This window comes from Candidatus Acidiferrales bacterium, assembly GCA_035515795.1.
In the GTDB taxonomy this organism is placed as follows: Bacteria; Bacteroidota; Ignavibacteria; order Kryptoniales; family JAKASW01; genus JAKASW01.
In genome coordinates this window covers 49,565-75,022 of record DATJAY010000011.1, presented here as the reverse complement: position 1 = coordinate 75,022, position 25,458 = coordinate 49,565, and the positions used below count along the sequence as shown (strand labels likewise).

Here is a 25,458-nt window from a genome sequence, read left to right as displayed (position 1 = left end):
CCGGAACCGTTCCACTACGAAAGACGTTTTTATCACGTGCCTGCACGCCGAAGTGCTGTCGGAGAAGTTTCGGTACGCAGGCGTGCACACTCAACAAATGAAGGACACACCATGAAGGACCTTTCGATGTTTCTCAGACGCAGTTGCTTTTCAATATCAATTTTCTGCGTAGGCTTTTGCGCTATTGCCGATGCGCAAGTGCCTGCCGACCTGCACTGGCGTTTGGTCGGTCCGTATCGCGCCGGCTGGGCAACCATGGCCGTCGGAATTGCGGATCAACCGGAAGTTTTCTACTTCGGTGCAGCAGGCGGCGGAGTCTGGAAGACCACGGACGCAGGACAAACATGGGAAGGCCTCATGCAGCACGAGAAGTCATCGTCGGTCGGGGCAATCGACATCGCTCCATCAAATCCGAACGTCATCTACGTTGGAACAGGCCAGGTGGATTTCAGATGGGATATCTCATCCGGCGACGGCGTCTATCGATCCAGCGATGGCGGAGAAACATGGTCAAATGTCGGACTGAAGGAGACACTGCACATCGGCAGAATCCTCATCGACCCGAACGATCCTCAGAAAGTTTTGGTTGCAGCGCTGGGAAATGTCTTTGCACCGAACTCCGATCGCGGAGTTTATTTGACAACGGACGGCGGAGGAAACTGGCAGAAGGTTCTGTACGTGAACGACAGTACGGGCGGAGTCGATCTCGCGTGCGACCCGCTCCATCCTTCAGTGGTATATGCTGCTCTCTGGCAAATGGAGATGCACCCGTGGCTGGATTACTTCATGCCGCAGACGGGACAAGGCTCGGGGATTTATAAAAGTACGGATGGAGGATCTCACTGGGAAAAACTTTCAGGCGGCGGGCTTCCGGATGGCCCGATCGGCAGAATCGGACTCGGAGTTGCACGCGGCAGCAGCGGGAACATTATATACGCGACCATCATTGCTTCGGATGGGAAAAGCGGATTATACCGTTCGAACGACGGCGGCAAGACATGGGACTTCGTGAACAAAGATGCCGACCTTGCAAATGCATATTTCAGCCGGGTCACCGTGGATCCGAAGGACTCGGATATCGTTTACGTCATGGACCGCTCGATCCACCGCTCAGCTGACGGCGGAAAGAATTTTGAGATGTTCAAGGGTGCGCCGGGAGGCGATGATTATCATTTCCTCTGGATAAATCCTTCCAATGCCGCTTACATGATCACGGGTGTTGACCAGGGATGCGTCGTCAGTGTCGACAGCGGCAAGAGCTGGTCAAGCTGGTACAACCAGCCAACCGGACAATTTTATCATGTCGCTGTCGACGATCAGTTCCCATATAAAATCTACAGCGGCCAGCAGGACAATGGCACAGTCGGAATACTCAGCCGCGGACCTTACGGAGTCATCGAAGACCGCGATTGGCATCCGGTCGGCGGCGACGAGCGCGACTACATGGTTCCGAAGCCTGGCAATCCGAACCTGGTTTTCGGAAGCGGACTCGGCGGTCATGTCTCGCGCTTCGATGAAGTCACGCGGCAGGTCGCAGAAATATCGCCGTGGCCTGTCTCGAGCTACGGTCAAAGACAAACTGAGGTGAAGTATCGCTACACATGGCTCACGCCGCTTGTATTTTCTCCGATCGGGAAGCACGCTCTTTACCTCGGCAATCAATTCTTATTTAAGTCGACCGATGACGGAGATAATTGGGAGAAGATCAGTCCCGACCTCAGCGGAGCGATGGCGGGCGCGAAAGACAATAACGATCCCGACCTCTTCCAGGCAAAAGATGGCGGCTATGGCGTCATCTACAGCATCGCGCCTTCCCCGGTGTCAGAGAAAGTAATCTGGGTCGGAACCGACGATGGCCTGATTCAACTCACGACCGACGGCGGAAGCCATTGGAAAAATGTTACCCCCACAAATGTTCCGTTATGGGGAATGATAAGCTCAATCGACGCTTCGCCCTTCTCCGCAAGCGCGGCATACGTTTCCGTGAACACGGAAAGACTCGGTTACTCGAAGCCGATCGTACTCAAGACAAGCGACGACGGAAGGACATGGGCAACAATTACAGGCGGGCTCCCTCAGGATGAACATACGTACGTCGTGAGGACAGATAACGTAAGGAAAGGACTTTTGTTCGCCGGCACAAACCGGAGCGTTTATACGTCTTTTGACGATGGCGAACACTGGCAGCCGATCACGCTCGGTTTTCCCACAACTACAGTGCGCGACATGCTTGTGCACGACAACGATCTGATAGTCTGCACGGAGGGCCGTGGCATCTGGACATTAGACGACATCGAGCCGCTGAGAGAGCTTACTCCCGATTCGCGTCATGAGCGCGCCGGGATTACAATACTGAAATCGGAAGATGTTCATCTATTCCAGCCCGTAGACGCAATTCGAGTCCGCGCAAACGAAAACAAGGACACACCATGGCCGCCCGAAACTCCGCTCGGACAGAATCCTCCGACAGGTGCGGTCATAGATTACTGGCTGAAGAACGATTCGAGAAGTCCGATCACATTGACTATCCGCGACTCGAAAGGAAGCATCGTGGAGAAATTCTCAAGCGATGAAAAACCCGAGGAGCTTCCGACCGAGTTCAGATATTTCCAGAAAGGATGGGTCAGACCTGAAAAGGAGCTCCAGGCAGCTGCAGGCGCACACCGGTTCGTCTGGGATTTGAAATATCCGAGACCGCCCGCACTCGAATACGATTTCGATATTGCCGCCGTATGGGATGAAGACAACGGCGGTACGCCGCTCGACCCGGAAGGACCGCTCGCCGTGCCCGGCAAATACACCGCGACGCTGACGGTCGACGGCAAAGACTATACGGAGCCTTTCACGGTACGGCTCGATCCACGCATCCACGCCAGTCAGACCGCGCTTCAGGAACAGTTGACTCTTGCACAGTCGATCTATGCCGCTCTTCAAGAAGGAGTATCGGCTTATAAAGGCGCTGAGGAGGCTCTCAAGGATAAGAAAATAACCGGCGCTCCGGCTGATTCCGTCTCGGCGATTGCGGACAAGGACAGGCCGAGTCTATCGGCTGTCGCAGCAGTCATGGCGAATCTGGTGACTGCGGTCGAAGGAGCCGACGCCGCCCCGACACAGGGCGAGAAGGACGTTTACAAGGATTACAAGCAGAAGCTAGATGAGCTCCTGGCGAGGTTGAAGAGAATTCAAGAGACGAATAGGTGATGCTCTGAAAGTCTTAGAGTTCGGACAAAGGCGACGGTAATTCGGAAGAGGGCGACACTCGTCGGGACAGAGATGCAAGTAGTTCGGACGGAGATGCAAGTGGTTGGGAAAGAGATGCAGGTGGTCGGGAAAGAGATGCAAGTCGTCGGGACGGAGATGCAGGTGGTTCGGAGAGAGATGCAAGTGGTTGGGACGAAGATGCAGGTAGTCGGGAAAGAGATGCAAGTGGTTGGGACGAAGATGCAGGTAGTCGGGAAAGAGATGCAGGTAGTTGGGACGAAGATGCAGGTAGTTCGGAAAGAGATGCAAGTATTTGTGCGATTCCTGGTATTGGCTCAATTTGCCTTTAGGTGGTTCAGTTTGAATCGGAATGGAAGAGTGTGGGGTATGGCATCAGGAAAAAATGGCGATTAGGAAATTCCCTTCTTTGGTTTAAGAAACGAATACTGTCCGACGGCGCCGAAGGCGCCTAGTTTATTCGTTTCTTCCGAGGGGGAATTTCCAGCCATTTTTTCCGTAAGCCTTGACTTTCTCTTTCGTACTTTCTCTTGTGCCAAGACAAGAGAAAGTACTATAAATCCTCACAACGTTTGTTGATTCTCCACTGTTCACATTCTTTTGGGCGAGCAAAAGAAAATGAACAACCTTTTAAGACATATCCTCTCCCCGTATTCGTCTTCATCGTTGTTTCAGACTGTTCTTTCCTTTGTCTTGATATCCCGATAGTTATCGGGACAGGCGCCGGAAAGAACCAAAGTGAGCGCAGTATGCGCCATCCCGCATTCTCGTATACGATAATTGAGCGGGAGAAAAATCAAGGCTGGAGAAAAAATGGCTAAAAATTTCTCCGCTTCGCTAAAACAAATGAAACACCTCTCAACTCCAAATAGCAAAGGAAACCAATATTTGTTTTGCCACCCCGTCATCAAAGTTTCATGAATTGATGCGGCGTCCCGCAAGGCGGGACTTGACGCTCAGCTCCGAAATTTTTTTCACGCCATTTTTTCTAATGCCGTTGAGACAAGAGATTTGGGAAGGAAAGTGATGCTCGAGGCCAAGTTTGGGAAAGATATAATGGCCGCCCCTCCATGGACAATCGCTCCGGTAACAAGCCGAAGCCCGCGTCATGATCGCGGGGAGGAGAGGGGCGGCTACAATCATCTCCATGACCGACGGTCAGTCTGGTCCCTCCTGACAATTGGGCGGTTTGCCCTTATTACTTCTTTGTCCCTGCCGATGGTTGAGGCGGCTGGGGCGCCGCTTTCGGGCGCGGCGGTACTGCATAGCGCAGCGGCTTCAGCTTCTCGAACTCGCCGAGCATCGCCGGATCTTTCGCATACGCCGCTTCAGCCGCTCCGTAAATGAAGTCTGCGGCTTTTTCGACGGCGGCCATCGCGCTGAGTGCAGCGACGGTGGCTCCGGGCGAGTCGACGTGCTTGGCGTTCTCCTGTGCGGCGTCGGTATTTTTTAATACCGCCGCGTTTGCAACCATGGAGTCGAAGTCGTCCTGTATCAGGTTGCCGTTGGCAATCAGGTTCATTTTGTACTTGTCCCATGCCGTCGCGATTTCGCCTGCCCACTTGCCGAGAAGTCCGGTCGAGCGATTGTAGTCTTCGCCGACATGGAATTCCTTCAGCTGCGGGCTCCCTTTGGGGAACGTGCGCCTTGCGCCATGCTGCATCCTGCGGACGTCTGCGAGCAATTGGTCCTTCGCGACCTGTTCACTGACGGTCAGCTGCTCCTTATCGGAAGTCATGCCTGTGTGGGCAGCGAACGCGTCCTGCATTGTTTTCAGCTTGGCGGCGTAGGCCGTAAGAAAGTCGGCGGTGACGCCGCGCTTCTGCAGGTCGGCAAGGTGGGTTGTCGCGAGGATGCACAGTGCGCCTTGTTCCTGTGTTAATCCTTCGGGTGTTGCGTGTGCCATAATGTTTCACCTCCTTTCTGTTGGCTTTTGTGTGGTTTGTCATTCCCGAATGCTTTTGTCGGGAAAATGGAGGCGATAAAGGGGCCCCCTCCCGCGGAGGTTAGGACGGGTGTGCGGGAACTTCAGGGACGCTCTCTACTGCCCCGTTGATGTTTATTATACTATTAAAGAACGCTCAAAAGAGAAAAGATTCTGACGACCATCTTGTTGATCGGATCGCCTAATCGTCATTGCGAGCAAAGCGAAGCAATCTCAGGTTTGAAATCAATTCGGAACTGGAGATTGCCACGTCGCTACGCTCCTCGCAATGACAAGTCCATGGCATTTGCCGTCCATATTACTTTAGCCATCGATGCAGACGCTTCTTGACTTCTTTATGAGCCACGGTTCTTCTTTTCCTTACATCGTCCTGTCCGCGCTCGATCTTTTGCAGGACATAAAGCTCATACATGATGTCATCGTAAGTCGCATCGCCGGGAAGTTTTTCCAGCGCATGAAGCGCCGACGCTTTTGCGTTTGATATCATTTCGGATTCTGACATATCTCGCTTTGCCCTGTACACACCTTGTTGCTCCTTTATTTTCGCCATGAAAATCTCCTCCTCAACCGTTGTTAATCTTAAAAAGATTAATGAAATACTCTTTAGAAAACCACTGTTGGCTTACGACTTATCAAGCCAGTCTATTTTGCATAATGAATGCGATAGCATGCACGTACCTATCCCGCGAAGCGGGATCTTCAGGGACGCTCTCTGCGCCAGAGGCGCACAGGTACTGCCCCGTTGGCGATTAATTAGTGTGAAAGAACACCGCAGTCTATCCTCATCATTCAATTTTTAAAAGTTGTGTTACAATAAGGATGTGCCAACTGAGCGTTATCAATGGAACCTACACCTTTATCTTCCTTGCGTTGAATGTGATCTATGGTGATAGAGTTCTTGTGCATGTACCCTCCACAAATTTTGCATTTTGGCGCATGCCTAACAGCGTCGCGAATAAACGCAGCACTCTTTCTTTGTGAGCTGAAATCTGGTGACGTGACTTCTGCTGTATCTTGCTGAAGAGTTAGATAATCGAACTTAGTATTTTGAATTATCCGTGTAATCAATTCTTCTGGTTTCGTACCCCCATTAAGCAAGTCAATAAGAGCAAAAAAGAAATCTCTGATATGTGGATAACTTGCTTGTGCAAGTCTAAACCTTCGATTGATTTGTTGAATGAGGTAGTCATTTTCAATGATAGCTTTCTCAAATAGTGCCCGAACCTTGATGAAGTCGTTGATTTTTTTACGCTCATACAGTTCCATCACAAAGGATACTGTGGCGTAGAATGAAGCAACCTTGTGGCGGCCATCTTGAGAATAAAAATATACTATTGGATGGAGGCCGAGTGAACTGGGGTGCATACTGTTAATCTGCTGTGCAACTTTTCTAGCATTTACCAACATTTTTATAGTTTCAGACCCATCGTCATCGTCGGGTAGATTCTCCTTGAAATCAGAAGGTACGTTGTTCGTCATGTTGACGAATTCCAATACGAGGGGTAGGGTCTGCGCAGAATAGAGTTTTCCGCCAATTGGAATATCAAGAGTCTTTACTGGTGTCTCTAGCTTTGGCGAGAAGAGAATGTCGTTTATTTCCTTTGCAAGTTCCTGTATCTTTGCTTGGTTTTCCCCAGCAAATTTAGACCAGTATTTATGCCCAGTGCCAGCGCGAATGATGGCTCTTGCAGCGATGCAATTGGGCTTTTTTCTTGACTCAAGAAGCTTCAACTCCGTAGGATCAATTGGCACAGCCTCTTGATTGATCTTGAAAAAGGATTTCTCGGCGGTTTTGACGTCTCCCTCTACCCATTGAAGTTGTATCGCTAACGCACCGAGATTTTTCGCTCTACTTAAGATCTCAGGTGGTACCTTTTCGGGTTTAATGGATGCCTGCCTAAGATCAGAGTAGGTCCCGATTCGTTTCCTGACAAGTTTCCTTGCTTCTTCAGCAGCGTAGATTTGTTCATCTGGTATGCTTAGATCATAGAAGGATTTTGATACGTTGCCATCCCCGTAGTCATCGTTGATCCATGCCAGCAAAGAACTAAGACGATGTGAACCATCGATCACGAAGAGTAGCCCACTTGGGCTTCTCCATAAGATGAGCGCAGGTATCAGGTCTCCACTCACGAAACTCTCAATAAATTGAACAATTTTGTCTGCATCCCACTCGTTTGTCTCACGCTGAAAATCCGGCTTCCTGACAAGTGGCAGAAAGAATGAATCACTCTTCAGATCTTCAATTGAGATCGTCTCTTTCTTTCTCCCCGGACTCACGGACTCCGACACTTCAAAATCTTCACGTGGTATGAGAGCATCCAAATTTACTCTAGCCATTTCATTTACTCCTTATTTCCTTGACCCTACGATGTCAATGGGAACATATTTGCCTATGTTTCGGATCACCTAGCAATCTGCAAAGTCGCGCGGAGCACCACTCTCTTTGTTACTGCGGAGACCTCGGTAGCGACTTGAGGTCAATCTACTTCTTGCTCTTCAGAGTAACTGTTATTCAATTCCTCTGGAGAAAGTAACATCCAGTTTGCGAAGGATGCTCTACTCTTAACCAAAGCTCTTGCGTACGCGTAAGAATAGTGCGGTAGCAAGAGTGTGTGTATCTCATATCGCTTCATTATAGGATTTGGCGTGAGGGCCGCGGCCAACTCTACTTTTTCAGATTGTGTAAGAAACAATGGCATCAGGAATTGATAATCTCCGTAATACCATTGCGGAATGACTGTTTCAGATTTGCGGTTAAGTTCTATTTCACCTAGTACTGTTCTAAAAATTAAGTGAGCGTTTTCGGCTAGATTGCCAAACACAAGTTTAAGCCGTTTGACATTTTCAGTATCTTTATAAATATGATCAATGTTGGACTGACTAATGTGAATGCTCCAGGAGGAATTAAATTCTGGGGGGCTAATCTTAATTTGAAAATCATCAACACTTCTTTCAGGAATGGGGCAGTTCCCAGAGTGGACTTTCTTGAAAACCCATTGCTGCTTGTCGGCTCTTCTATTAGTTTGGTAGGTAAGCCAAATGGGGTCTGACATTTCATTAACTAAATATCCAGCTTTCCAAAAAGCAAACCCGTCATCTCTATTTTCATAGACCTTGTTTTGCTGTTTGGCAATTTCAAAAGATGCTCTAAGATAAATCTCAAGGACTTTATAATCTTTACCCCACGGTTCCCGTTTTGCATCTTTTGCGACATCTTCAAGCCATCCGTCTGGATTGAATGAGAAATTGAATAGCGGTGGCAAATATCTGTTTTTCATTTCGCTTCCTCCCACAAGATTTTTATTGGATTGTCATTAGCGAACATAGCTGATAGCGTTTCGCCGTACTATGCAGAGGTAACTCTCTTAGTGAATGACGCGAGCCATCAAGTGACTGCCCCATGCATACATTGATCGAACACTTTAATAAGGGAAATTTGTATCGTCGTTTGAACATTAGTGTATTCCATAATAGTTGCAAAGGGCTTTGGAAATTATGTCTGCAGCAACTGAGGTGGAAACCCCCCACGCTCCCGACGCGGCCTTTGTCACCATTTTTCCCACCCAACCAGCGACCCTCTTACCGAAGTTCTGAGAGCTTGCCGGGGGATCTATCTTAATAGCCTCTTTCAATTCGGCAATATCTTCCTTAGATATTCCCACTCCCGCTAGGTACTTCTCCAAAGTTGCAAAATCATTTTCTATTATCTCAAATTGAGCGGTCTGAGAAACATTTGCGCTACCTGAAGAAACATTGCCGACATTGCCGTGTATAACGGTTTTGTATATCTGTGTTATTCGGCCTTTCGATATCCTTTGATCCCCGGATTGAACCTCACCCACATCTGGGACGATTGACTCTATCTCTAGAACGAAACTCAAGACTCGGTTCCGAATAGTATCAAGAATACCTTCGATTTGGTTGCGACCTATAGCTCGCCAAGCGCCAATGCAATTCATGTCCTCATACATCTGCTGACCATACTTCGCGACAACCTCAGCGGGCCAAAACGAAGATAACACATCTGATTTCTTGTCCTTCACGAGTGATGACAGGCTCCCAACGCCCTCATATATGTGTGCCTTGGTGACAAGATCTCTTAGTTCCTTTGGCAAAGAGGTTCGTGAAATAGGAGCATTCTTAAGTTGTCTACCGAATGGACCAACAAAATGCCCGTAAGACTGAACATTTAGGATTCGATAGTCAGGCAACTTCTCTTTTGAATTGTAGCCATTCAATTCTTTGTCATCCCATTGCTTAAAATCATCGTTCTTTAGCTTAGTCGCTAATAATTTACATTTCCTAAGTAGAGTTGGAAGATCAACATTTTGATTAACCGCATCATTTTGAATTTCTTTGAGAAGCGACATAAGTATCTCCCATTATCTTAAGAATGCCCCGATCCTTTTGTAACAGAGTTGTGTAGACCCATCTTCTTGAGTCCCTCCTGACTTTTCAGTTATACTTTCTTTCGATCCTTTTCCGCCCTTCCGGAGGATCCCACTTCCCTGACCCGTGGGCGGTAAACCAACTATTGTGAATATAGATGTTCCATGATGTAATGTCAAGAAGAGGATGAGCTAACTCACCCCCAACCCCCTCTCTACTAAGTAGAGAGGGGGAGAAAAAGGGTGAGTGCATTTTCTATTCTCTGTTTGACCTGCTCTATGTTATCAAGTTCTTCGTTCTTTATGTGCAGCGTTCTGAGTCCGAGGCTTCTTATGATTAATTCTCTCTCCGCATCGCGATCCTTCTGATAATCATGGATTTTGCCATCGAGTTCGACGACCAACCTTTTTTCAGCACAATAGAAATCGGCAATAAAGAAATGTCCAACGCAATTGACCTCGTAAGTAATCGGATGCTGCCGCAGGAATTTCAGCCCATGTAATTTCCTGTTACGGAGCGCAACCCAGAGTTTCTCTTCGGAAGGAGTCCGATTTTTCCTGAGTTCTCTCGCTCTCTCAATGATGGAGATTTGTTTCATGCCAATTAACTATTACTCACCCTCCCGCATAGGAGCATTGCGGGACAGGCCCAACCCCCTCTCTACTAAGTAGAGAGGGCGAGAAAGAGGGTGATTGCATTTTCTATTTCAATAGCAAAAGTTTCTTCGTTGTAGTGTAGCTTCCGGTCCCGCGAACGGGATCTATGACCTGCAGACGGTAGAAATAAACTCCGCTCGGCAAGCTCCCTCCGTTGAACTGTAGTGAATGACTTCCTTTCCTCATTTTTCCAGTGTAAACCGTTGACTGAGAGATTTTGTAGTATCGATGGTTACAGACTGAACCAGAGTCTTGTATCCCGCTTTGCAGAGGACGACTTGAATAGTGCTCGATATGTATTCAGTGTCAATTACAGTCGGCCCCGATGAGGAACTAATGTAGAACGGCAGGCCGATTCCGAAAACACCTATCGGCTCAGAAAACTGTCCCGATGAGTTGGTGGTTGCAAGGGGAATCGTCGATGTCAGCGTTGTCGTGTCCTGGATGAGGAGCATATTATGTTCGGTGACCAAACTATCCACAGCAAGACGGAAAATGTAAACTCCATTGGTCACGCTCGATGCGTCAAGAGTAACCGCATAGGTCCCTGCATTCTGATTTTCGTTAACCAGAGTTGCTATTAGGTCTCGCGTAAACCATCTATAGATCGAGAGGTTCACGAACGAGTTGCGAGGAATCGAGTATTTGATCATGGTTGCAGGACATATCCTGTCCGGACCACTCTTTTGTAGCGATAGATGAACGAGAGTCGGTATATAATGAAAGTTTACGCTGTCAATCGGATTTCCCTGGCTGTCGACTACCGTACCATTTAGATAAGCGGAAGATTGGTTGGGACCGGTGGGATTGCTTTTGTTGCACGATCCAAAGACAACTATCATTAAGAAGACGGCTAAATACGCGATTATTCTTTGCAATTTAAATCTCCTTAGAATGTTGATCGAATGCGGCATATTCCGAGCACGTACTCTGTTCCGTAATAACAACCGGACTCTTGTAAGTCTATTGGTTTCTGCCAATTCCCTGACTTTTCAATTACATTTTCCTTCTCTGGTTTCTTCCCGCCCTTCTGGAAAATCCCGCCTGTACTGACGTGTGGGCGGTAAACCAACTATTGTGAGTATAGATGTTCCATGATGCAATGTCAAGAAGAGAACAAGCTAACTCACCCTCCCGACCCCCTCTCTACCATGTAGAGAGGGGGTCTATGGGGGTGAGTACTCTTTCCTATTTCAGCAGTAAAAGTTTCTTTGTCGCTGTGTAGCTCCCGGTCCCGCGAACGGGATCTATGACCTGCAAGCGATAGAAGTACACTCCGCTAGGTAAATTGGAAGCGTTGAACGTGACTGAATGACTCCCTGCTGCCTGGCGTTCATTCACCAACGTTTCGACTTCTCTTCCAAGCACATCATAAATCTTCAATGAGACGAAGCTGTTGGAAGGCAGGTCATAGCCGATGGTGGTTGAAGGATTGAATGGGTTAGGATAATTTTGAAAGAGTGCAAAACTCGCGGGAAGCTGTGTACGTTCATTGACGCTGGTTATCATCTCCGAAAGGGGCCGCCGCCATATTCCGCTTCCCGTCCCGGCAAAAATATTCTTGCCATTTTGGATGAGAGCGTTGATGACACTGTTAGTCAACCCGCTATTCACCGGATTCCAATGTGCTCCCATGTCCGTACTGAGATAAACACCGCCTGTGGAAGTTCCGGCGAAAAGGCTCGAGTCGACCGCAGCAAAAGCGCAGACGTCCAAAGTCTTCAAGCCTGCGGCAATCCAATTGGCCCCGTCATTAGTACTGCGGAAAACGCCGTTGCCGTTAGTGCCGGCAAAGATATTACCACCAATCACTGCAAGAGCGTTGACATCCAGATTCTTTAATCCGGAATTGACCGCTAACCAATTGTTGCCGCTGTCCGTCGAGAGATAAACGCCCGAGTCTGTGGCCACAAACTGGTTACCGCTACATGAGACAAACGAAGCTACGTCACACCTCGGCAGTCCGGGGACAGGTGACCAGCTTCCACCGTAGTTTGTCGAAAGGAAAATTCCGCCATTACCGCTAAGACCCGCAAAAAGGCTCGTTCCGCAGGCTGCTAGGGAAGAAATGCTTGAGCCTGTTAAGATATTCAGACCAGAATCAGCGGTTGCTCTCCAGCTCGTACCGTTATCGGTCGAATGGAAAACGCTGTCGATCCCAACAAAAATAGCGGCCCCGCCCGACCCATCCGACGAAGGAAAGATAGCCAATGGTGGAGTGAATGCCATCTTAGGAAATCCGGTGGCTGTCCAGCTTGTACCATTATCTGAACTATGGAGAAAAAGCATCGCTGCGTCAGCGTAGAGATCGGCTCCACCCACACCATTGGGGCTCATAGTGAGAGCGCTGACAGGAGTGTTGACGGTGCTCGTCCTCCAATTTCTCCCGTTATCTGTCGTGAGAAAGACATCACCGCTGCCTCCCATTATGGCGCCGCTAAAATCACCGGCAATCAACTTCGTGCCTCCTGTTACATCGGAACTTGCAGCGAGGGCAGTAATCCATGTGTTTGGCAATCCAGATTGTATCCATGATCCGCCATTATCTGTAGAAAGAAAAACGCCTCTGCTGCCCGTCCCGACAAAAAGATCCATTCCGCCCGGAGTGGTCCGGACCGCTGCAAGCGACATTGCATAGTTGCTTCCCAGTCCGGAATCAATCTCGGTCCATGTGGCGCCAGCGTCAGTAGAAAGAAGAATGTTGCCTCCAACATGAATGCCATCGAGATTCGTGAAATCCGTTATCGCGTAGATACTTCCGTTCGGGGCTGCAATCATGGTTAGTACATTTGCTTTTGTTAACCCTGTAGCAGTCCAGGTGTCGCCGTTGTCTGTTGATTTGTAAACGCCACCCCAGGAAGTTCCGGCGTAGAGGTTTGCGCCACAGATCGTCAGCACGTTTACACTCTGTTGAGGAGCCGTGGTATCTATGACTATTCCGTTATTGATTGGGGCCCAGTTTTCTCCGTTGTCGGTTGAACGATAAATACCGCCGCCCCCCCACGTCCCAACAAAAATATTTTTTCCGCTAAAGGCAATCGAGCTGGCGCCGGTAGTGAACGAAAAGTTGATAGCGTTCCAGCTTGAGCCGCTATTGCTGGAGCGAAAAATGTCGGTATATTCTGAGACAAACAGGGTATCGCCGCTTACGGCAAGAATTCCGGAATCGAAATTTGTCGGCAATCCAGAATTTTCCGCGGTCCATGTCAGTCCATCGTTGGTTGAAAGAAAAACACCGGTTTGTGTTCCGACAAAGATATCCGTATCGCTGATCGCTAAACAGGTGATTATAGAACCAAAGCTCCCCGTTGTTGAAAACCATTGAGCGTGCAACTTCGGTTGCAGCATCGTGGCAAGGCAAACAAACAAAATCCAACGAGCTGTCCACATACCCTCTTCTCCTTTCTTAAGAATTTAATTGAAATAGAAGTTCAAACCCACCGTCTCACTTGATCAGGACTAATTTCTTGCTTTCAATTTCGTTCCCCGCTCGCAGTCTATAGAAGTACACTCCGCTAGGCAAGCTGCTTGCGTTGAACGTCACCGAATGAGTTCCTGCAACCTGGTGCTCATTCACCAATGTCTCGATTTCCCTTCCGAGCACATCGTAAACTTTCAATGAGACGAAGCTGTTGGAAGGCAGGTCATAGCCGATGGTGGTTGAAGGATTGAACGGGTTAGGATAATTCTGGCGGAGTGAGAATTGCAGCGGAACATTGTCTCCATTGACCTTGACATCGGTAATCATCTCAGACAGCGGCCTCCTCCAGACTCCACCTTCAGTCCCTGCGAAGAGATTCGAACCGGAGACTGCAAGCGAATAGACGAAACTGCTAGTCAATCCTGAATCGACTGCGGACCAGCTAGCGCCTCCGTTCGTCGTGAGGAACACTCCGCTTCCGCAGGTTCCCGCGAAGAGATTCGTGCCTGAGACGGCAAAGCACAACACGACACCGTTAGTCAAGCCTGAACGAACTGGCGTCCAGCTCTTGCCGCCGTTAGCCGTGAGATAAACACCACCGCCACAAGTCCCCGCAAAAACATTTGAACCTAAAACTGCAAGCGCATAAACATACTGATTCGTAAGGCCTGAATCGACGGCAACCCAGCCTGCGCTGCCGTTGGTCAACCGGAAAACGCCTCCGCTTGAAGATCCCGCAAAGAGAGTCAAGTCGCGTACAGCAAAAGCGTTGACAGAAACGTTCGACAAGCCTGAATTAACTGCAGTCCAGCTTGTGCCATTGTCGGTGGAAAGAAAGACTCCGCCGTCGGTTCCGACGAATAGATTCGTGCCCTCGACGGCGAGACTGAAGATAGCACTGCTGGTTAATCCCGCGGTTATGTCAGTCCAACTCGTCCCGTTGTCGGTGGAACTCAGCATGCCTCCATCGGTGCCGACAAATAGATTCTTCCCCGAAACAGCAAGAGCATTCACATGTGAAGAAGTTGTGCAGGTTGAAGTCCATGTTGTGCCGCCATCCGATGTGCAAAAAACGCCTGTTTCCTCGGGATAAGTTCCGGCGAAAAGATAATCCCCTGCGGCGGCCAGCGCACTCACGGTAGCGTTCATCAAGCCTCTGTCGATTCGGATCCAGTTTGCCCCGCTATCGGTGGAAAGGAAGGCACCGTCGTCTGTTCCTGCAAAAATATTTGGTCCTGATATGGTGATAGCATTGATACCGGCGTCCGGCAGACCTGCGCCGGTAAGGGCCCATGTTGTCCCGTTGTCGGTGGATGAGATAAGTCCGCCCGTCGAAAGTCCGGCAAAAATATTGGCTCCGCTCACTGCAAGCGCGGAGACTTGCGGCGGAAAATAGGGATTCCATGTGAAGCCCGTATCTAATTGAGTCCAGCTTAATCCATTATCTGTAGAGAGAAGAACCGTACCGCTCTGGTACCCTGCGAAAATTTTCGCGCCGGAAACCGCGAATGCGGAGACATAAGAATATGTAGCTGAGGTCTGAAGGGTCCAGCTTGTTCCACCATCGGTTGATCTGAAAATGCCTCCATCGGTTCCCGCAATTAAATACGAACCGCTGACGACAAGACCGGTAACGCTGCGACTCGTCAGCCCAGCTGACGTCCAGCTTGTGCCGCCATCGGTAGAGAGAAAGACGCCGTCGGCAGTCCCCGCAAAGAGATCCGTGCCTGAGACGGCAAGTGTGCGAACATTAAGGTTCGTCAATCCCGAATTCACAGCGCTCCAGCTCGCACCGTTGTTTGTCGACAAGAAGACGCCGCCATCCGAGGTTCCTGCGAACAGGTTTGTTCCCGAGATGGCAAGCGCGCAGATATCACGGCTCGTCAACCCGGAGCTGACAGCGGTCCAGCTTGTGCCGCTGTTGGTTGACAAAAAAACGCCGCCGCCCCAGGACCCGGCAAAGATATTCGTCCCGCTTAAAGCGTAACATTTGATTTCGCCGCCGTAAGGTCCATTAGTCTGAACCCATTGCGCGAACAAAGAACTTGTAAACACGAGAGACAGCGAAGCAATAATAAGAAACGAACGAAGTGATGCCATGATAATTTCCTTTCAATGATTCTCGCCCTTCCGGAGGATCCCGCATTCGCACCTGACCCGTGAGCAGCCAACTTTCTTTACCCAGTGAGATGAATTGGGGCTTACAAACAATTCGTTTGGGAATTATCTCACTCCACAAATATAGATGTTCCATGTTGTAATTCCAAGAAGAGGGAATTTATGCCGCGAATTTTTCGACGCAGAGCCTGCTGACACGCTTTGCCATGGCCATGATCGTAAGGATCGGCGGATTGCCGAGCGAGCGCGGGAAGAGAGTCGCATCGGCAATGTACAGGTTTTCCGGCAGACGACCATGATGAAATGTTTCCGCTTCAAGTGACGTCAACGGCAGCATGCCACCGGGATGACCGGCGTTCAAGGTTCCTAAAAATATATTTTCTTTCGAGACTCCAAATCTCGAGAGTATCTCCGCACAAATCTCGACTCCCCCGCGGAGCCTCTCCTTATCAAGAGAGGTCAGATTCTTTTCGAAGGCTCCATCATTTAAGCGTCCGACATTCTCATCTGCGAGTTTTACCATCAACGAGGCGATATTTTCAGCGGGGATTCTCCAATCACGGTTAAAGAAGAAACTCAGCTGATCGAAATACGGAGAAATGATAAAATGCTCCCGTTGAACTACAAACGGCATAAGGACTTCTTTGTTTTGGAATACTCCCTTGCTTTCCGCGGCCACGCATAAAACAGGATCAACGAAAAGTCTCGGTTCGATCTCGATTCCGGAGTTTGAAAGGATAATCGGAGTGCCGAATCCTCCGGCAGCAAGTACGACCAGATCCGCAGGCAGGAATTTCTTGAGCCATCCCTGCTGTACCATGACGCCGGTCGCTTTGCCGTGTGAAATCACCACCTGTTTAACTCTGCAGTTCGTCTCAAGAAGCGCGCCGCGTGAGACGACTTCATCGATGAACTGTCGTGTGTCCCACTTCGCGCCCTCCGGGCAACCGAGGACGCAATGGCCGCACCGTTTGCATTTTTTATAGTCGATCATTTTCGGCATCACCTGCGGATCAAGGTTCATCTCCTCGCAGATTTCAAAGAGCCGGCGGGTCGACCTTCTCCAGATTTCACTGTGCTCCGTAGTTATCGGGATTTCATTCTTGAGCTCCTCAAATTCTTCATCAAGGCAAATGCCTATCGCTTTAAGTTCGCCGTCGCATCTTACAGCATTTGCCGTAGCAAGTGTCGTTGTTCCTCCTAACCCGATTCCTTTCACGAGAGACATCCGATCCGCGGTCTTTTGAATCCTCATCGCCGGAAACATGAACTGGATTTCCCGTTCATCGAAGAAGAGTCCCGTATGTCTCGCTTTTCCGAGAAACTCCAGGCTAACTCCGAAGGGATGAAATTTTCCTCCAGCCTCTATGATCGTCACATCGAATTTGCCGCATAGCTCTTTTGCCGCCGTGGCACCCCCTGCACCGGTACCGACGACTATTGCCTTCTTCATGCCTATGGGTTCTTTAAAAACTCAATTTGTCCAACGCACGAGTTATTTCCCTCCGTGATTCGCGAGACAAACCATAGCCTTCCGCCATCTGTCAGACCGGCAATAATCCCTTCATCCAGAGATGAAATTATCCAGCATACCTCGGGCGGGTAGAAGGTGCTAAAATAGCAACGCGCGATTCCCACTTCACCCGAGCCGCTGCAGTGAAAATCTATTCCCATGGCGCGATACAGCAGTCTTGCTGCCTTCATCGCGTCCTTCCTCGAACGAATTCTCATCTCCTCGCGCAGTTCCTCGCCGATGCGGTACGCTCCATCATATAATCGCTGCATCACCAGACTCACATCTTCCCCCTTGATGATTTGTTGCATTGCGGCTGCGCGCGTAAATGTAGCGTACTCTTGAAGAAGATCATTGAAACGCAGCCCTTCTACGACAGGAGGAGTCGTCTGAAATGCCGCGGCGGTCACTCCAAACAATTCATGCAGTTTTTCTTTCTTCAAATTTACCGGCAGAAAAAGTTTCATCAAATAAAGTCGAAAGTTCATTGACAAACTCTCCTTACGCATCGGTACATCGCAAATACCATTAGACCGATTAATCCATCGACGATGCAATTTGTAATATATATGAGCAAATGCCTGCCGAACAGAAAAGTAGCTGCCGACACGATCGAACTCGCAACCTTCGCGTTGAAAAGAATAAAAGGAAACGAGGCATTTCTCGGGTCGTGGTACATCAGAAATGCAAGGAGCGCCACGACATACATGTATGCAACCGCGAGGATGACATAGAAGTGTTCTCCGGCGGATTCGCCCTGCTCCATGCCGAGCAAACCCGACATCCGATTAAAAAAGACGAGAACGTCGCTGCTCATGAACAAGAAAAGAATTCCTACGACGCCAAAGATTATCGCCATGATGATGCTGACGTACCTATAGATTGCCAGTGTCATGTCTCCCTCACGTGTAATGAAGTTGAAAAAACTTCGCCATGGGAGCGAACCTGGCTTCTTCCATCATGGCCAGCGTCTCCTCTTCGCTCAACGGCAGCCGGTCATGATAATTTTTCCGGAGGAGAGGATAATTAGCATTGACAAAACACCGATTCTCTGTGGGGAATCGACGCTTCATATCACTATAGATGTCCCGAACTGATTCTTGGTTCACATTCCCGAAGGAGACCGGCATGAACACGCATGGACTCACATTGCCGCACGCATCTATATAGATCATCTTGTTTGCTGCCGCGCAGCCGAAATGTTCCTTGCATTCAAAGTGGCCGAGATAATTGACAGTCATCCGTCCTCTTTTGTTATACTCATTTTGCAACTTGCAGAGCTCGAGGCGTTCTTCTTCATTTATTACAAAATTGTCATTCCACATCTGTGGGATTGCAGGCTTGGATTCGCTCAGCCATGCTTCGTGGATTTCGAGTTTCTCAAGAAATCCCAGAAATTCCTCGACCTGCCGCCGTCGTACCATTTCTTTTGAAAGTACCGCCGAAATACCGACATGGATATCTCCGATGCTCTTGAACACCTCCAATGCATTCAACGCAATCTTGAATGCACCCGGATATCGTCTCACCTTATCGTGCTCCGATTCTTTCCAATGATCTAAGCTGACGGAAACCGAAGAGAGACCTGCGTTCTTCAGATCGCGAGCGAGTCGTTCCGTCAGCGTGCTTCCGGTTGTGAAAAGTTTCACGGCGCACCGATCGCTTGCGCTTTCCACAATTCGCACGATGTCCTTGTTGAGAAGCGGCTCGCCGCCGGTGAATCCGATCCAGAAGACGCCCATCTCCTTCAGATCGTTTATCAGCCGGATGATCGTCCCGGTTTCCATCACCTTCCCTTTTTTGTTTTTGCTGTAACAGTATTCGCAATCCTGCGGACACGCGTTGGTCACTCCGATTTGCGCGTGCGATGGGCCGGCATTTTTGTTGAGCAGATGTTCGGCGATGAACCGTTTGTAGGCTCTACTATTGATCGGCGGTAGATGCGAATGAATGATGAGTTTCCCGCCTACGTTGATGATATTGAACTTGCGGAGATACTTAATGAAAAACCAATTGATGGATGGCTTCACACGTATCTGGTTTACATTTGAAGCAAGCGCACGGATGACGGAAAAAGTGCTGGCCCTTTTAATCATGAATTCATCTGGATTTCGGAAAGTCACACATTAGTTTTAGCAGCCCAAAGTTTCATTTATATTGAACGTGGAAAAAGGATCAAAGTTACAGCCCGCATAATTGATCATGAGAAAATTCTTACGCCAAAAAATATTCTTCTCTCAAATATCCCGCAAGCAGGGGTCAATCAAATCCAGATGAAATTTAATCGGAATGACCTCGCCAATCAATATGCGGTCGGTCATTAGTACCACAGATTTAGTCGAAGTCTAACCACCATGGAAACCTTGACAATTGCTCAATCGTTCACTAATATTTTCAACGTCAGTCCGATTTGCAGCGAACCATCAAGATTGGAGGATACCGGCCTTTGCTAACGCAAAAATCCGATGCGTCACTTCTATTATCATCTAAACTAAACTCGCCGGTTCTTATGCCTGTTTGACTGGCAAAGTTCCTCACTCGTGAATCCTGACATCCCGACGGTGAAAGTTCGGGCATATTAAAGACGGGGCAGAATGATTGGAGAAGCACAAATGAGCGATCAAGAAACAAAACCGGAAAGCTTTGAGTTGTTGAGCCAGATTCTCGCAAATCTTGAGGAGAGAATCTCCCGCATCGAGCAGCGCCTCAACCTGCAGCCCATCGGACTCGAGCAGAAACTCGACGCACCGACTGCCGACAACACGCCATTGAAAGAAACACTTGAGCTGCAGATCGGTCTCTATTGGTTCGCGAAGGTTGGGATTGTTGCTTTAATAACGGGCGCGGTCTTTCTCCTCCTTCAACCGTATCGAAGCATTAGTCCGCTGTTTGCCCCGGCACTAGGGTGTGCCCTCGCCATGGCTGTGCTTCTTCTGTGCCGATATCTTAGCAGGTCATCTCCATTCATTGCGGGCTACCTCCTCGGAAGCGGACTCGTTCTCTTGTTCTTCGCGACACTACGGCTTCATTTTCTGACGAACGACCCCGCACTAAAGGCCCTGATTGTCGAGATCGCTCTGCTCCTTTTCGTCTGTGCGGTTAGCCTGACCATTTCACTTTCCAGAAAGTCTATCTATCTCGCCGCCGTCAGTCTAACTATGGGATATGTAACCGCGCTATTGGCAAACATGGATCTTCCTTTTTTCATGATTACAGCTGTTGTGGCTGCGGTGACGGTTTACCTAGCGGTCAAAAATGGATGGCACAGTCTTGTCGTCTATGGAATTGTATCGACATACCTGGCTCATTTCATCTGGTTCATCAACAATCCGCTGATTGGCAATCGAGTTGAGCTTCGCGGATCATCTTTCGTCGCAGCTCTCCTTGTTCTTCTCTGGATACTGATCTTCGCAACTGCGAGTTACCTGCGCGGGAAAAACATCAAAGAGGACAGCGTAATACTCCTGAGTTCGATTCTCAATTGCCTCGGAGGATATGGTCTTTATTTCATCATCACGGTAACAAAATTCCAAGATCGACTTCCCTCCTCTAACTTGATCGCCTCTACCTTGTTTATCATTCTTGCCGCGACATATTGGACACAGCTGAACAGCAGGTTCCGGACTTTCTTCTACGCGATGACGGGTTATGCCGCGCTTAGCGTAGCAATAGTGGCAGGCTTCAAAACTCCCGATTTCTTCATCTGGCTTTGCTGGCAAAGTCTTCTCGTCGTATCCACGGCAGTTTGGTTTAGATCCAAATTCATAGTGGTAACCAATTTCATCATATACGTGTTGATCTTTCTTGCCTACCTAACCCTGGCGGGCACCGTCAGCATCACGGGTATCAGCTTCGGTGTCGTGGCGCTCCTCAGCGCACGCGTCCTTAACTGGCAAAGGCACAGATTAGAGCTCAAGACGGATCTGATGCGGAATGCTTATCTTGTATCTGCCTTCTTGATCATCCCTTACGCTTTATACCACACTGTCCCGACAGAATTTGTGAGTCTATCATGGCTCGGTGTGGCGATAATCTATTACATTATCAGCCTGATATTGAAGAACATAAAATATAGATGGATGGCGCTGTTGACTTTTCTCGGAACGGCGCTCTATCTGCTTGTGATAGGAACGACGAAACTCGAACCCGTCTTTCGTATTGTATCTTTCATGGTACTCGGCATTGTCTTGCTCGTCGTTTCGTTTATATACGCGCGTGTCAAGATGAAGTCGAACATTAAAAAAGACTAGACGCAGAATTCGTTCGTGGAGATTCTCCTCGTTGTTTTCCGACCCGGCGACAATATGCCGCAAGCAAAATCTAAGGTTGCGCAATGCGAATGAATTTATTACCTTTCATCGGCACGTTCGTTGATTAAACGACTCCAAGTTCGGTATGAGATGCAAATAGAAGAACAATCGTTCACGATGATCCCCTTTGTTCGTTCCGGATCATGTCGCCCTGTCCCGGATCAGCAAGTTTTCGCTTTGGCATTCGTTTGAAGGAATCAACACACTGTACCAGCTTGTTCCGCTGGATTAACAATTCAAAAAGGAAATTCTAAAGGATGGATGGTCCTGGAAATGAGAAGATATCGCGGCGAACATTCCTTGATTATTTACTCGGACTCGGAGTCATTGCATGGCTCGGCTCGGTTCTCTATCCGATTATTGCTTATTTCAGAGTGCCGGAACAGACGGAAGCCACTCCGACGAGTGTTACTGCCGGCTCTGTCAAAGATTTGAAGCCGAACCAGGGAAAAGTATTTAGATTCGGCAACGAGCCAGCTATCCTCATCAATACTCCCGACGGCAAGCTGGAGGCTTTCAGCGCCGTCTGTACCCACCTCCAGTGCACAGTACAGTACCGCCCGGATATGGGTAAAATATTCTGTGCGTGCCATGGCGGAGTATATGATCTCAACGGCCGAAACGTCGCCGGTCCGCCGCCAAGGCCGCTGCAGGAATACAAGGTGGCAGTTAAAGGCGATGATGTCATCGTGACTAAGAGTTGAGGAGAGGCGATGGACAAAGAATCTAAAATATGGCATTGGCTCAATGAGCGTTACAACCTCAGCATACTCCAGCATTTCTCAAGGGAAAAGAAAGTCCCAAGTTTCAAAGGCTCATTCTGGTATTATTTCGGCGGGGTCAGTCTTTTCCTTTTCATCGTCCAGGTGATTACCGGGATTCTCCTCCTCATGTATTATCAACCGGGCGCACAGACGGCTTACGAAAGCGTCCGTTTTATCGTGACAAAAGTTCAATTCGGTTGGCTCATCAGATCGATTCACAGTTGGTCAGCCAATCTGATGATCCTGTCGATCTTCATCCACATGTTTTCAGTTTACTTCACGAAAGCATTCCGGGCGCCCAGGGAGCTGACATGGTACACTGGGTTTCTTCTTCTTGCGCTTTCGTTGGCGTTCGGATTCAGCGGTTATCTCCTGCCGTGGAACACGCTCTCTTTTTTTGCGACAAAAGTGGGAACAGAAATCGTGGGCGTTGCACCGATTATCGGCGAGCCGATGATGGAACTGCTTCGAAATGGATCGGATGTCACGACAGCGACTTTGACGCGTTTCTTCGGTTTACATGTCGCCGTCTTCCCTGCAATATTTGCCATCGTTCTGGGGGTTCATTTGCTGTTCATACAAGTGCAGGGAATAAGCGAGCCCGAATCATGGAAGGCTCACCCGGATTCAAAGAAAAAGTACATACCGTTTTTCCCGAACTTTGTCTTGCGCGACGTTCTTCTCTGGCTTATTGTTCTAAACGTCCTCGCCATACTCGCAGTCTATTTTCCATGGGAGATCGGCAACAAAGCAGATCCGTTCGCTCCGGCGCCGCTTGGCATAAGGCCGGAGTGGTATTTCCTCTTTATGTTTCAGTCGTTGAAATTCTTTCCTGGCAAGATTCTCGCACTTGACGGCGAGGTCGTGGGCATTACTCTTTTCGGTGCCGCCGGGCTTCTTTGGTTTCTGGTTCCGTTTTGGGACTCTAAGACACCAAAGGGGAATCGAAACAGAATCATAAACTACGCGGGGATAGCCGTAATTCTGTATGTAATCATTATGACAACTATAGGAGCGAGATGAAGATGAAAAGTATCGCAGTCCTTTTTGTTTTCTTCACTCTGATTGTGATTCCTCTTCACTCGACGACGTACAGTCAGGAAAAACAGGTAGTTGACAAATGTCTTAGCTGCCACAATGACATCGGCAGCAGTGAAGCTGCGTCATACATGAACGACGTTCACTACAAAGCCGGTGTCACATGCGCAGATTGTCACGGCGGCGACCCGGCTCTCGATGACCAGGACGCGGCCATGAGCCCGTCAAAGGGATATGTCGGAGTCCCAAAGCAATCCGGCATCCCACAGATGTGCGGGAAATGCCACGGACCCGAGAAGACAATTTTCAAGACCAAGTTTCACCTGGACGATGTGATGGATGATTTCATGTCGAGCATACACGGCAGAGCACTGACGCAAAGCAGCGATGGCCCTCAATGCACCTCCTGCCACGGCATCCACAACATATCGAAAATCAGTGATACTCACTCGCCCGTTTACCCGACTAAGGTCACGGCCACCTGCGCAAAGTGTCACAGCAATTCCGATTACATGCGGAAGTTCAATCCGGGGCTCCCGGTCGATCAATATGAAAAATATCTGACCAGCGTTCACGGTGAAAGGAACAAGGCCGGCGATCCGAAGCCCGCAACTTGCGTGAGCTGCCATTCCAATCACCTTATCAGATCGGTGAAAGATCCACGCTCTCCGGTCTACCCGACTAACATTCCACAAACTTGCGCAAAGTGCCATAGCAACAAATCATACATGGCCCGGTATAATATTCCCACGGATCAATACGATAATTACAAAAGGAGCGTTCACGGTGTGGCATTGCTTCAGAATTCTAATTTGAGTGCGCCCGCATGCAACTCATGCCATGGAAATCACGGAGCAGTTCCGCCCGGTTTCTCTTCCGTCGCATCCGTATGCGGGACATGCCATCCAACAAATGCAGACCTGTTTGACAAGAGTCCGCACTTCGCCGTGTTCACCAAGGCGAAGCTTCCGGGTTGCGTGGTGTGCCATAGCAACCATCTCGTGAAACCGCCAAGCGACGATATGATCGGCTTGACAGGCGGAGCGGTGTGTTCTCAATGCCACAAGCCTTCAGACTCCGCCGCTGCCGATATCTCAGCAATAAAGACGATATTGGACAGTGTAACGATGGGCCAGAACAGTGCCTTAAATCTTATCTCGCGCGCTGAGAATTTAGGGATGGATGTTTCAGATGCAAGTTATTCTTTGAAAGACGCGAACCAATCGCTGGTCGAATCTCGGGTTCAGGTTCACGCATTTGAACTGGCACCTTTGAAAGATGCCGCAAAGCCGGGGCTGAAAATAGTTGCCGAAGCACAGAAAAGCGCCCTGAGTGCCATTAACGAATATTATTTCAGGCGGCAGGGCCTCGGCGTCGCCACGCTAGCAATCACCTTCTTAGTAATACTTTTATATCTGAAGATTAGACAAATAGAAAGGAAATCTAATCGATGAAACGAATCATAGCTCTGTTGATTCTCGCATTCATGTTTATGCTTGGAGTAAGTCTTTCATTTGCACAACCGACCCCTGACAGCACGCACAAATTTGTCGGAGCGGGAAAATGCAAACTGTGTCACAGTGCTGATAAGATCGGCGCACAGTTTAAGATCTGGGAAGCATCGAAGCACGCACATGCTTTCATTGATCTTGCATCCGACACGGCAAAAAGTGTTGCAAAGGCGCGCGGCATAGATGATCCACAGAAAGCACCGCAGTGTTTGAAATGTCATGAAACAGGATACGGCCTGACCGCAAGTGCGTTCGAGGCTTCCTTCGACCCGACGCAAGGTGTTCAATGCGAGACATGTCATGGTGCAGGAAGCGACTACTGGAAGATGTCGACCATGAAAGACATTCACACCAAGAAAACAGATGGAGCTCAAGTCGGGCTACTCATGCCGGCTGAGGAAACCTGCACAAAGTGTCACAATCAGGAAAGCCCATTCTTCCACGGCTTCGATTTCAAGACGTACAGTGAAAAGATCGCTCATCCTTTGAAAGAAGAATGAGCTTCGAGCAGCTTGTCGACTTTAGATTTTTCCACAAAGATACGGTAATCGCGTTGGCAGGACTTCGCGCT

21 protein-coding genes are annotated in these 25,458 nt (G+C 49.0%); 7 read left to right on the top strand and 14 right to left on the bottom strand.

The genetic code is table 11. The features are described from left to right. The first annotated feature begins 111 nt into the window (after window positions 1–111). Together VLX91_05660 and VLX91_05655 are read left to right on the top strand one after the other, a co-directional pair. Window positions 112–3,201: a hypothetical protein gene (locus VLX91_05660; protein HUI29682.1), complete on the top strand. Its 3,090-nt coding sequence runs from the start codon at window positions 112–114 to the stop codon at window positions 3,199–3,201. A gap of 99 nt (window positions 3,202–3,300) precedes the next feature. After that, on the top strand, window positions 3,301–3,615 hold the full coding sequence (locus VLX91_05655; protein HUI29681.1) for a hypothetical protein: 315 nt from the start codon (window positions 3,301–3,303) through the stop codon (window positions 3,613–3,615). A gap of 802 nt (window positions 3,616–4,417) precedes the next feature. Here VLX91_05655 and VLX91_05650 read toward each other — a convergent pair. The 14 genes from VLX91_05650 to VLX91_05585 form a co-directional block, all read right to left on the bottom strand. Continuing rightward, the gene (locus VLX91_05650; protein ID HUI29680.1) at window positions 4,418–5,125 is read right to left on the bottom strand and encodes a hypothetical protein; all 708 of its coding nucleotides are present in this window, start codon (window positions 5,123–5,125) and stop codon (window positions 4,418–4,420) included. 337 nt (window positions 5,126–5,462) lie between these two features. Further along, window positions 5,463–5,714, bottom strand: coding sequence for a hypothetical protein (locus VLX91_05645; GenBank protein ID HUI29679.1), 252 nt, complete (start codon window positions 5,712–5,714; stop codon window positions 5,463–5,465). Between the two features lie 239 nt (window positions 5,715–5,953). After that, window positions 5,954–7,504, bottom strand: coding sequence for a DUF262 domain-containing protein (locus VLX91_05640; protein ID HUI29678.1), 1,551 nt, complete (start codon window positions 7,502–7,504; stop codon window positions 5,954–5,956). A 140-nt stretch (window positions 7,505–7,644) separates the two neighbouring features. Continuing rightward, window positions 7,645–8,445, bottom strand: a complete 801-nt coding sequence (locus VLX91_05635; protein ID HUI29677.1) for a DUF3825 domain-containing protein — start codon at window positions 8,443–8,445, stop codon at window positions 7,645–7,647. Window positions 8,446–8,622: 177 nt separating this feature from the next. After that, a complete protein-coding gene (locus tag VLX91_05630; protein HUI29676.1) occupies window positions 8,623–9,537 on the bottom strand; it encodes a hypothetical protein in 915 nt (304 codons plus the stop codon). A gap of 236 nt (window positions 9,538–9,773) precedes the next feature. Continuing rightward, window positions 9,774–10,154: an endonuclease domain-containing protein gene (locus VLX91_05625; protein ID HUI29675.1), complete on the bottom strand. Its 381-nt coding sequence runs from the start codon at window positions 10,152–10,154 to the stop codon at window positions 9,774–9,776. Window positions 10,155–10,257: 103 nt separating this feature from the next. Next, window positions 10,258–10,398: a hypothetical protein gene (locus VLX91_05620; GenBank protein ID HUI29674.1), complete on the bottom strand. Its 141-nt coding sequence runs from the start codon at window positions 10,396–10,398 to the stop codon at window positions 10,258–10,260. After that, window positions 10,395–11,090, bottom strand: a complete 696-nt coding sequence (locus VLX91_05615) for a hypothetical protein (protein ID HUI29673.1) — start codon at window positions 11,088–11,090, stop codon at window positions 10,395–10,397. Before VLX91_05615 ends, VLX91_05620 begins: the two co-directional genes overlap by 4 nt. Window positions 11,091–11,400: 310 nt before the next feature. Next, window positions 11,401–13,602, bottom strand: a complete 2,202-nt coding sequence (locus tag VLX91_05610; GenBank protein HUI29672.1) for a T9SS type A sorting domain-containing protein — start codon at window positions 13,600–13,602, stop codon at window positions 11,401–11,403. Between the two features lie 55 nt (window positions 13,603–13,657). Then, window positions 13,658–15,733: a T9SS type A sorting domain-containing protein gene (locus tag VLX91_05605; protein ID HUI29671.1), complete on the bottom strand. Its 2,076-nt coding sequence runs from the start codon at window positions 15,731–15,733 to the stop codon at window positions 13,658–13,660. A gap of 178 nt (window positions 15,734–15,911) precedes the next feature. Further along, window positions 15,912–17,204 carry a GMC family oxidoreductase N-terminal domain-containing protein gene (locus VLX91_05600; GenBank protein HUI29670.1) on the bottom strand — a complete coding sequence of 431 codons (1,293 nt, stop codon included), beginning with the start codon at window positions 17,202–17,204 and terminating at the stop codon, window positions 15,912–15,914. Window positions 17,205–17,206: 2 nt separating this feature from the next. Further along, on the bottom strand, window positions 17,207–17,752 hold the full coding sequence (locus tag VLX91_05595) for a hypothetical protein (protein ID HUI29669.1): 546 nt from the start codon (window positions 17,750–17,752) through the stop codon (window positions 17,207–17,209). Then, the gene (locus VLX91_05590) at window positions 17,749–18,159 is read right to left on the bottom strand and encodes a hypothetical protein (protein ID HUI29668.1); all 411 of its coding nucleotides are present in this window, start codon (window positions 18,157–18,159) and stop codon (window positions 17,749–17,751) included. The genes VLX91_05595 and VLX91_05590 overlap by 4 nt, the downstream gene beginning before the upstream one ends. 7 nt (window positions 18,160–18,166) lie before the next feature. Next, window positions 18,167–19,360 carry a radical SAM protein gene (locus VLX91_05585; GenBank protein HUI29667.1) on the bottom strand — a complete coding sequence of 398 codons (1,194 nt, stop codon included), beginning with the start codon at window positions 19,358–19,360 and terminating at the stop codon, window positions 18,167–18,169. Between the two features lie 516 nt (window positions 19,361–19,876). Between VLX91_05585 and VLX91_05580 the strand changes: the two genes are divergently transcribed. From VLX91_05580 to VLX91_05560, 5 genes are all read left to right on the top strand, one after another. Beyond that, entirely contained in the window at window positions 19,877–21,514 is a 1,638-nt protein-coding gene (locus VLX91_05580) for a hypothetical protein (protein HUI29666.1), read from the top strand. Between the two features lie 317 nt (window positions 21,515–21,831). Then, window positions 21,832–22,278 carry a Rieske (2Fe-2S) protein gene (locus VLX91_05575; protein ID HUI29665.1) on the top strand — a complete coding sequence of 149 codons (447 nt, stop codon included), beginning with the start codon at window positions 21,832–21,834 and terminating at the stop codon, window positions 22,276–22,278. 9 nt (window positions 22,279–22,287) lie between these two features. Continuing rightward, window positions 22,288–23,361 carry a cytochrome bc complex cytochrome b subunit gene (locus VLX91_05570; protein HUI29664.1) on the top strand — a complete coding sequence of 358 codons (1,074 nt, stop codon included), beginning with the start codon at window positions 22,288–22,290 and terminating at the stop codon, window positions 23,359–23,361. Window positions 23,362–23,363: 2 nt separating this feature from the next. Further along, window positions 23,364–24,830 carry a cytochrome c3 family protein gene (locus VLX91_05565; protein HUI29663.1) on the top strand — a complete coding sequence of 489 codons (1,467 nt, stop codon included), beginning with the start codon at window positions 23,364–23,366 and terminating at the stop codon, window positions 24,828–24,830. Beyond that, window positions 24,827–25,387 carry a cytochrome c family protein gene (locus VLX91_05560; protein ID HUI29662.1) on the top strand — a complete coding sequence of 187 codons (561 nt, stop codon included), beginning with the start codon at window positions 24,827–24,829 and terminating at the stop codon, window positions 25,385–25,387. The genes VLX91_05565 and VLX91_05560 overlap by 4 nt, the downstream gene beginning before the upstream one ends. The last annotated feature ends 71 nt before the right edge of the window (window positions 25,388–25,458 follow it).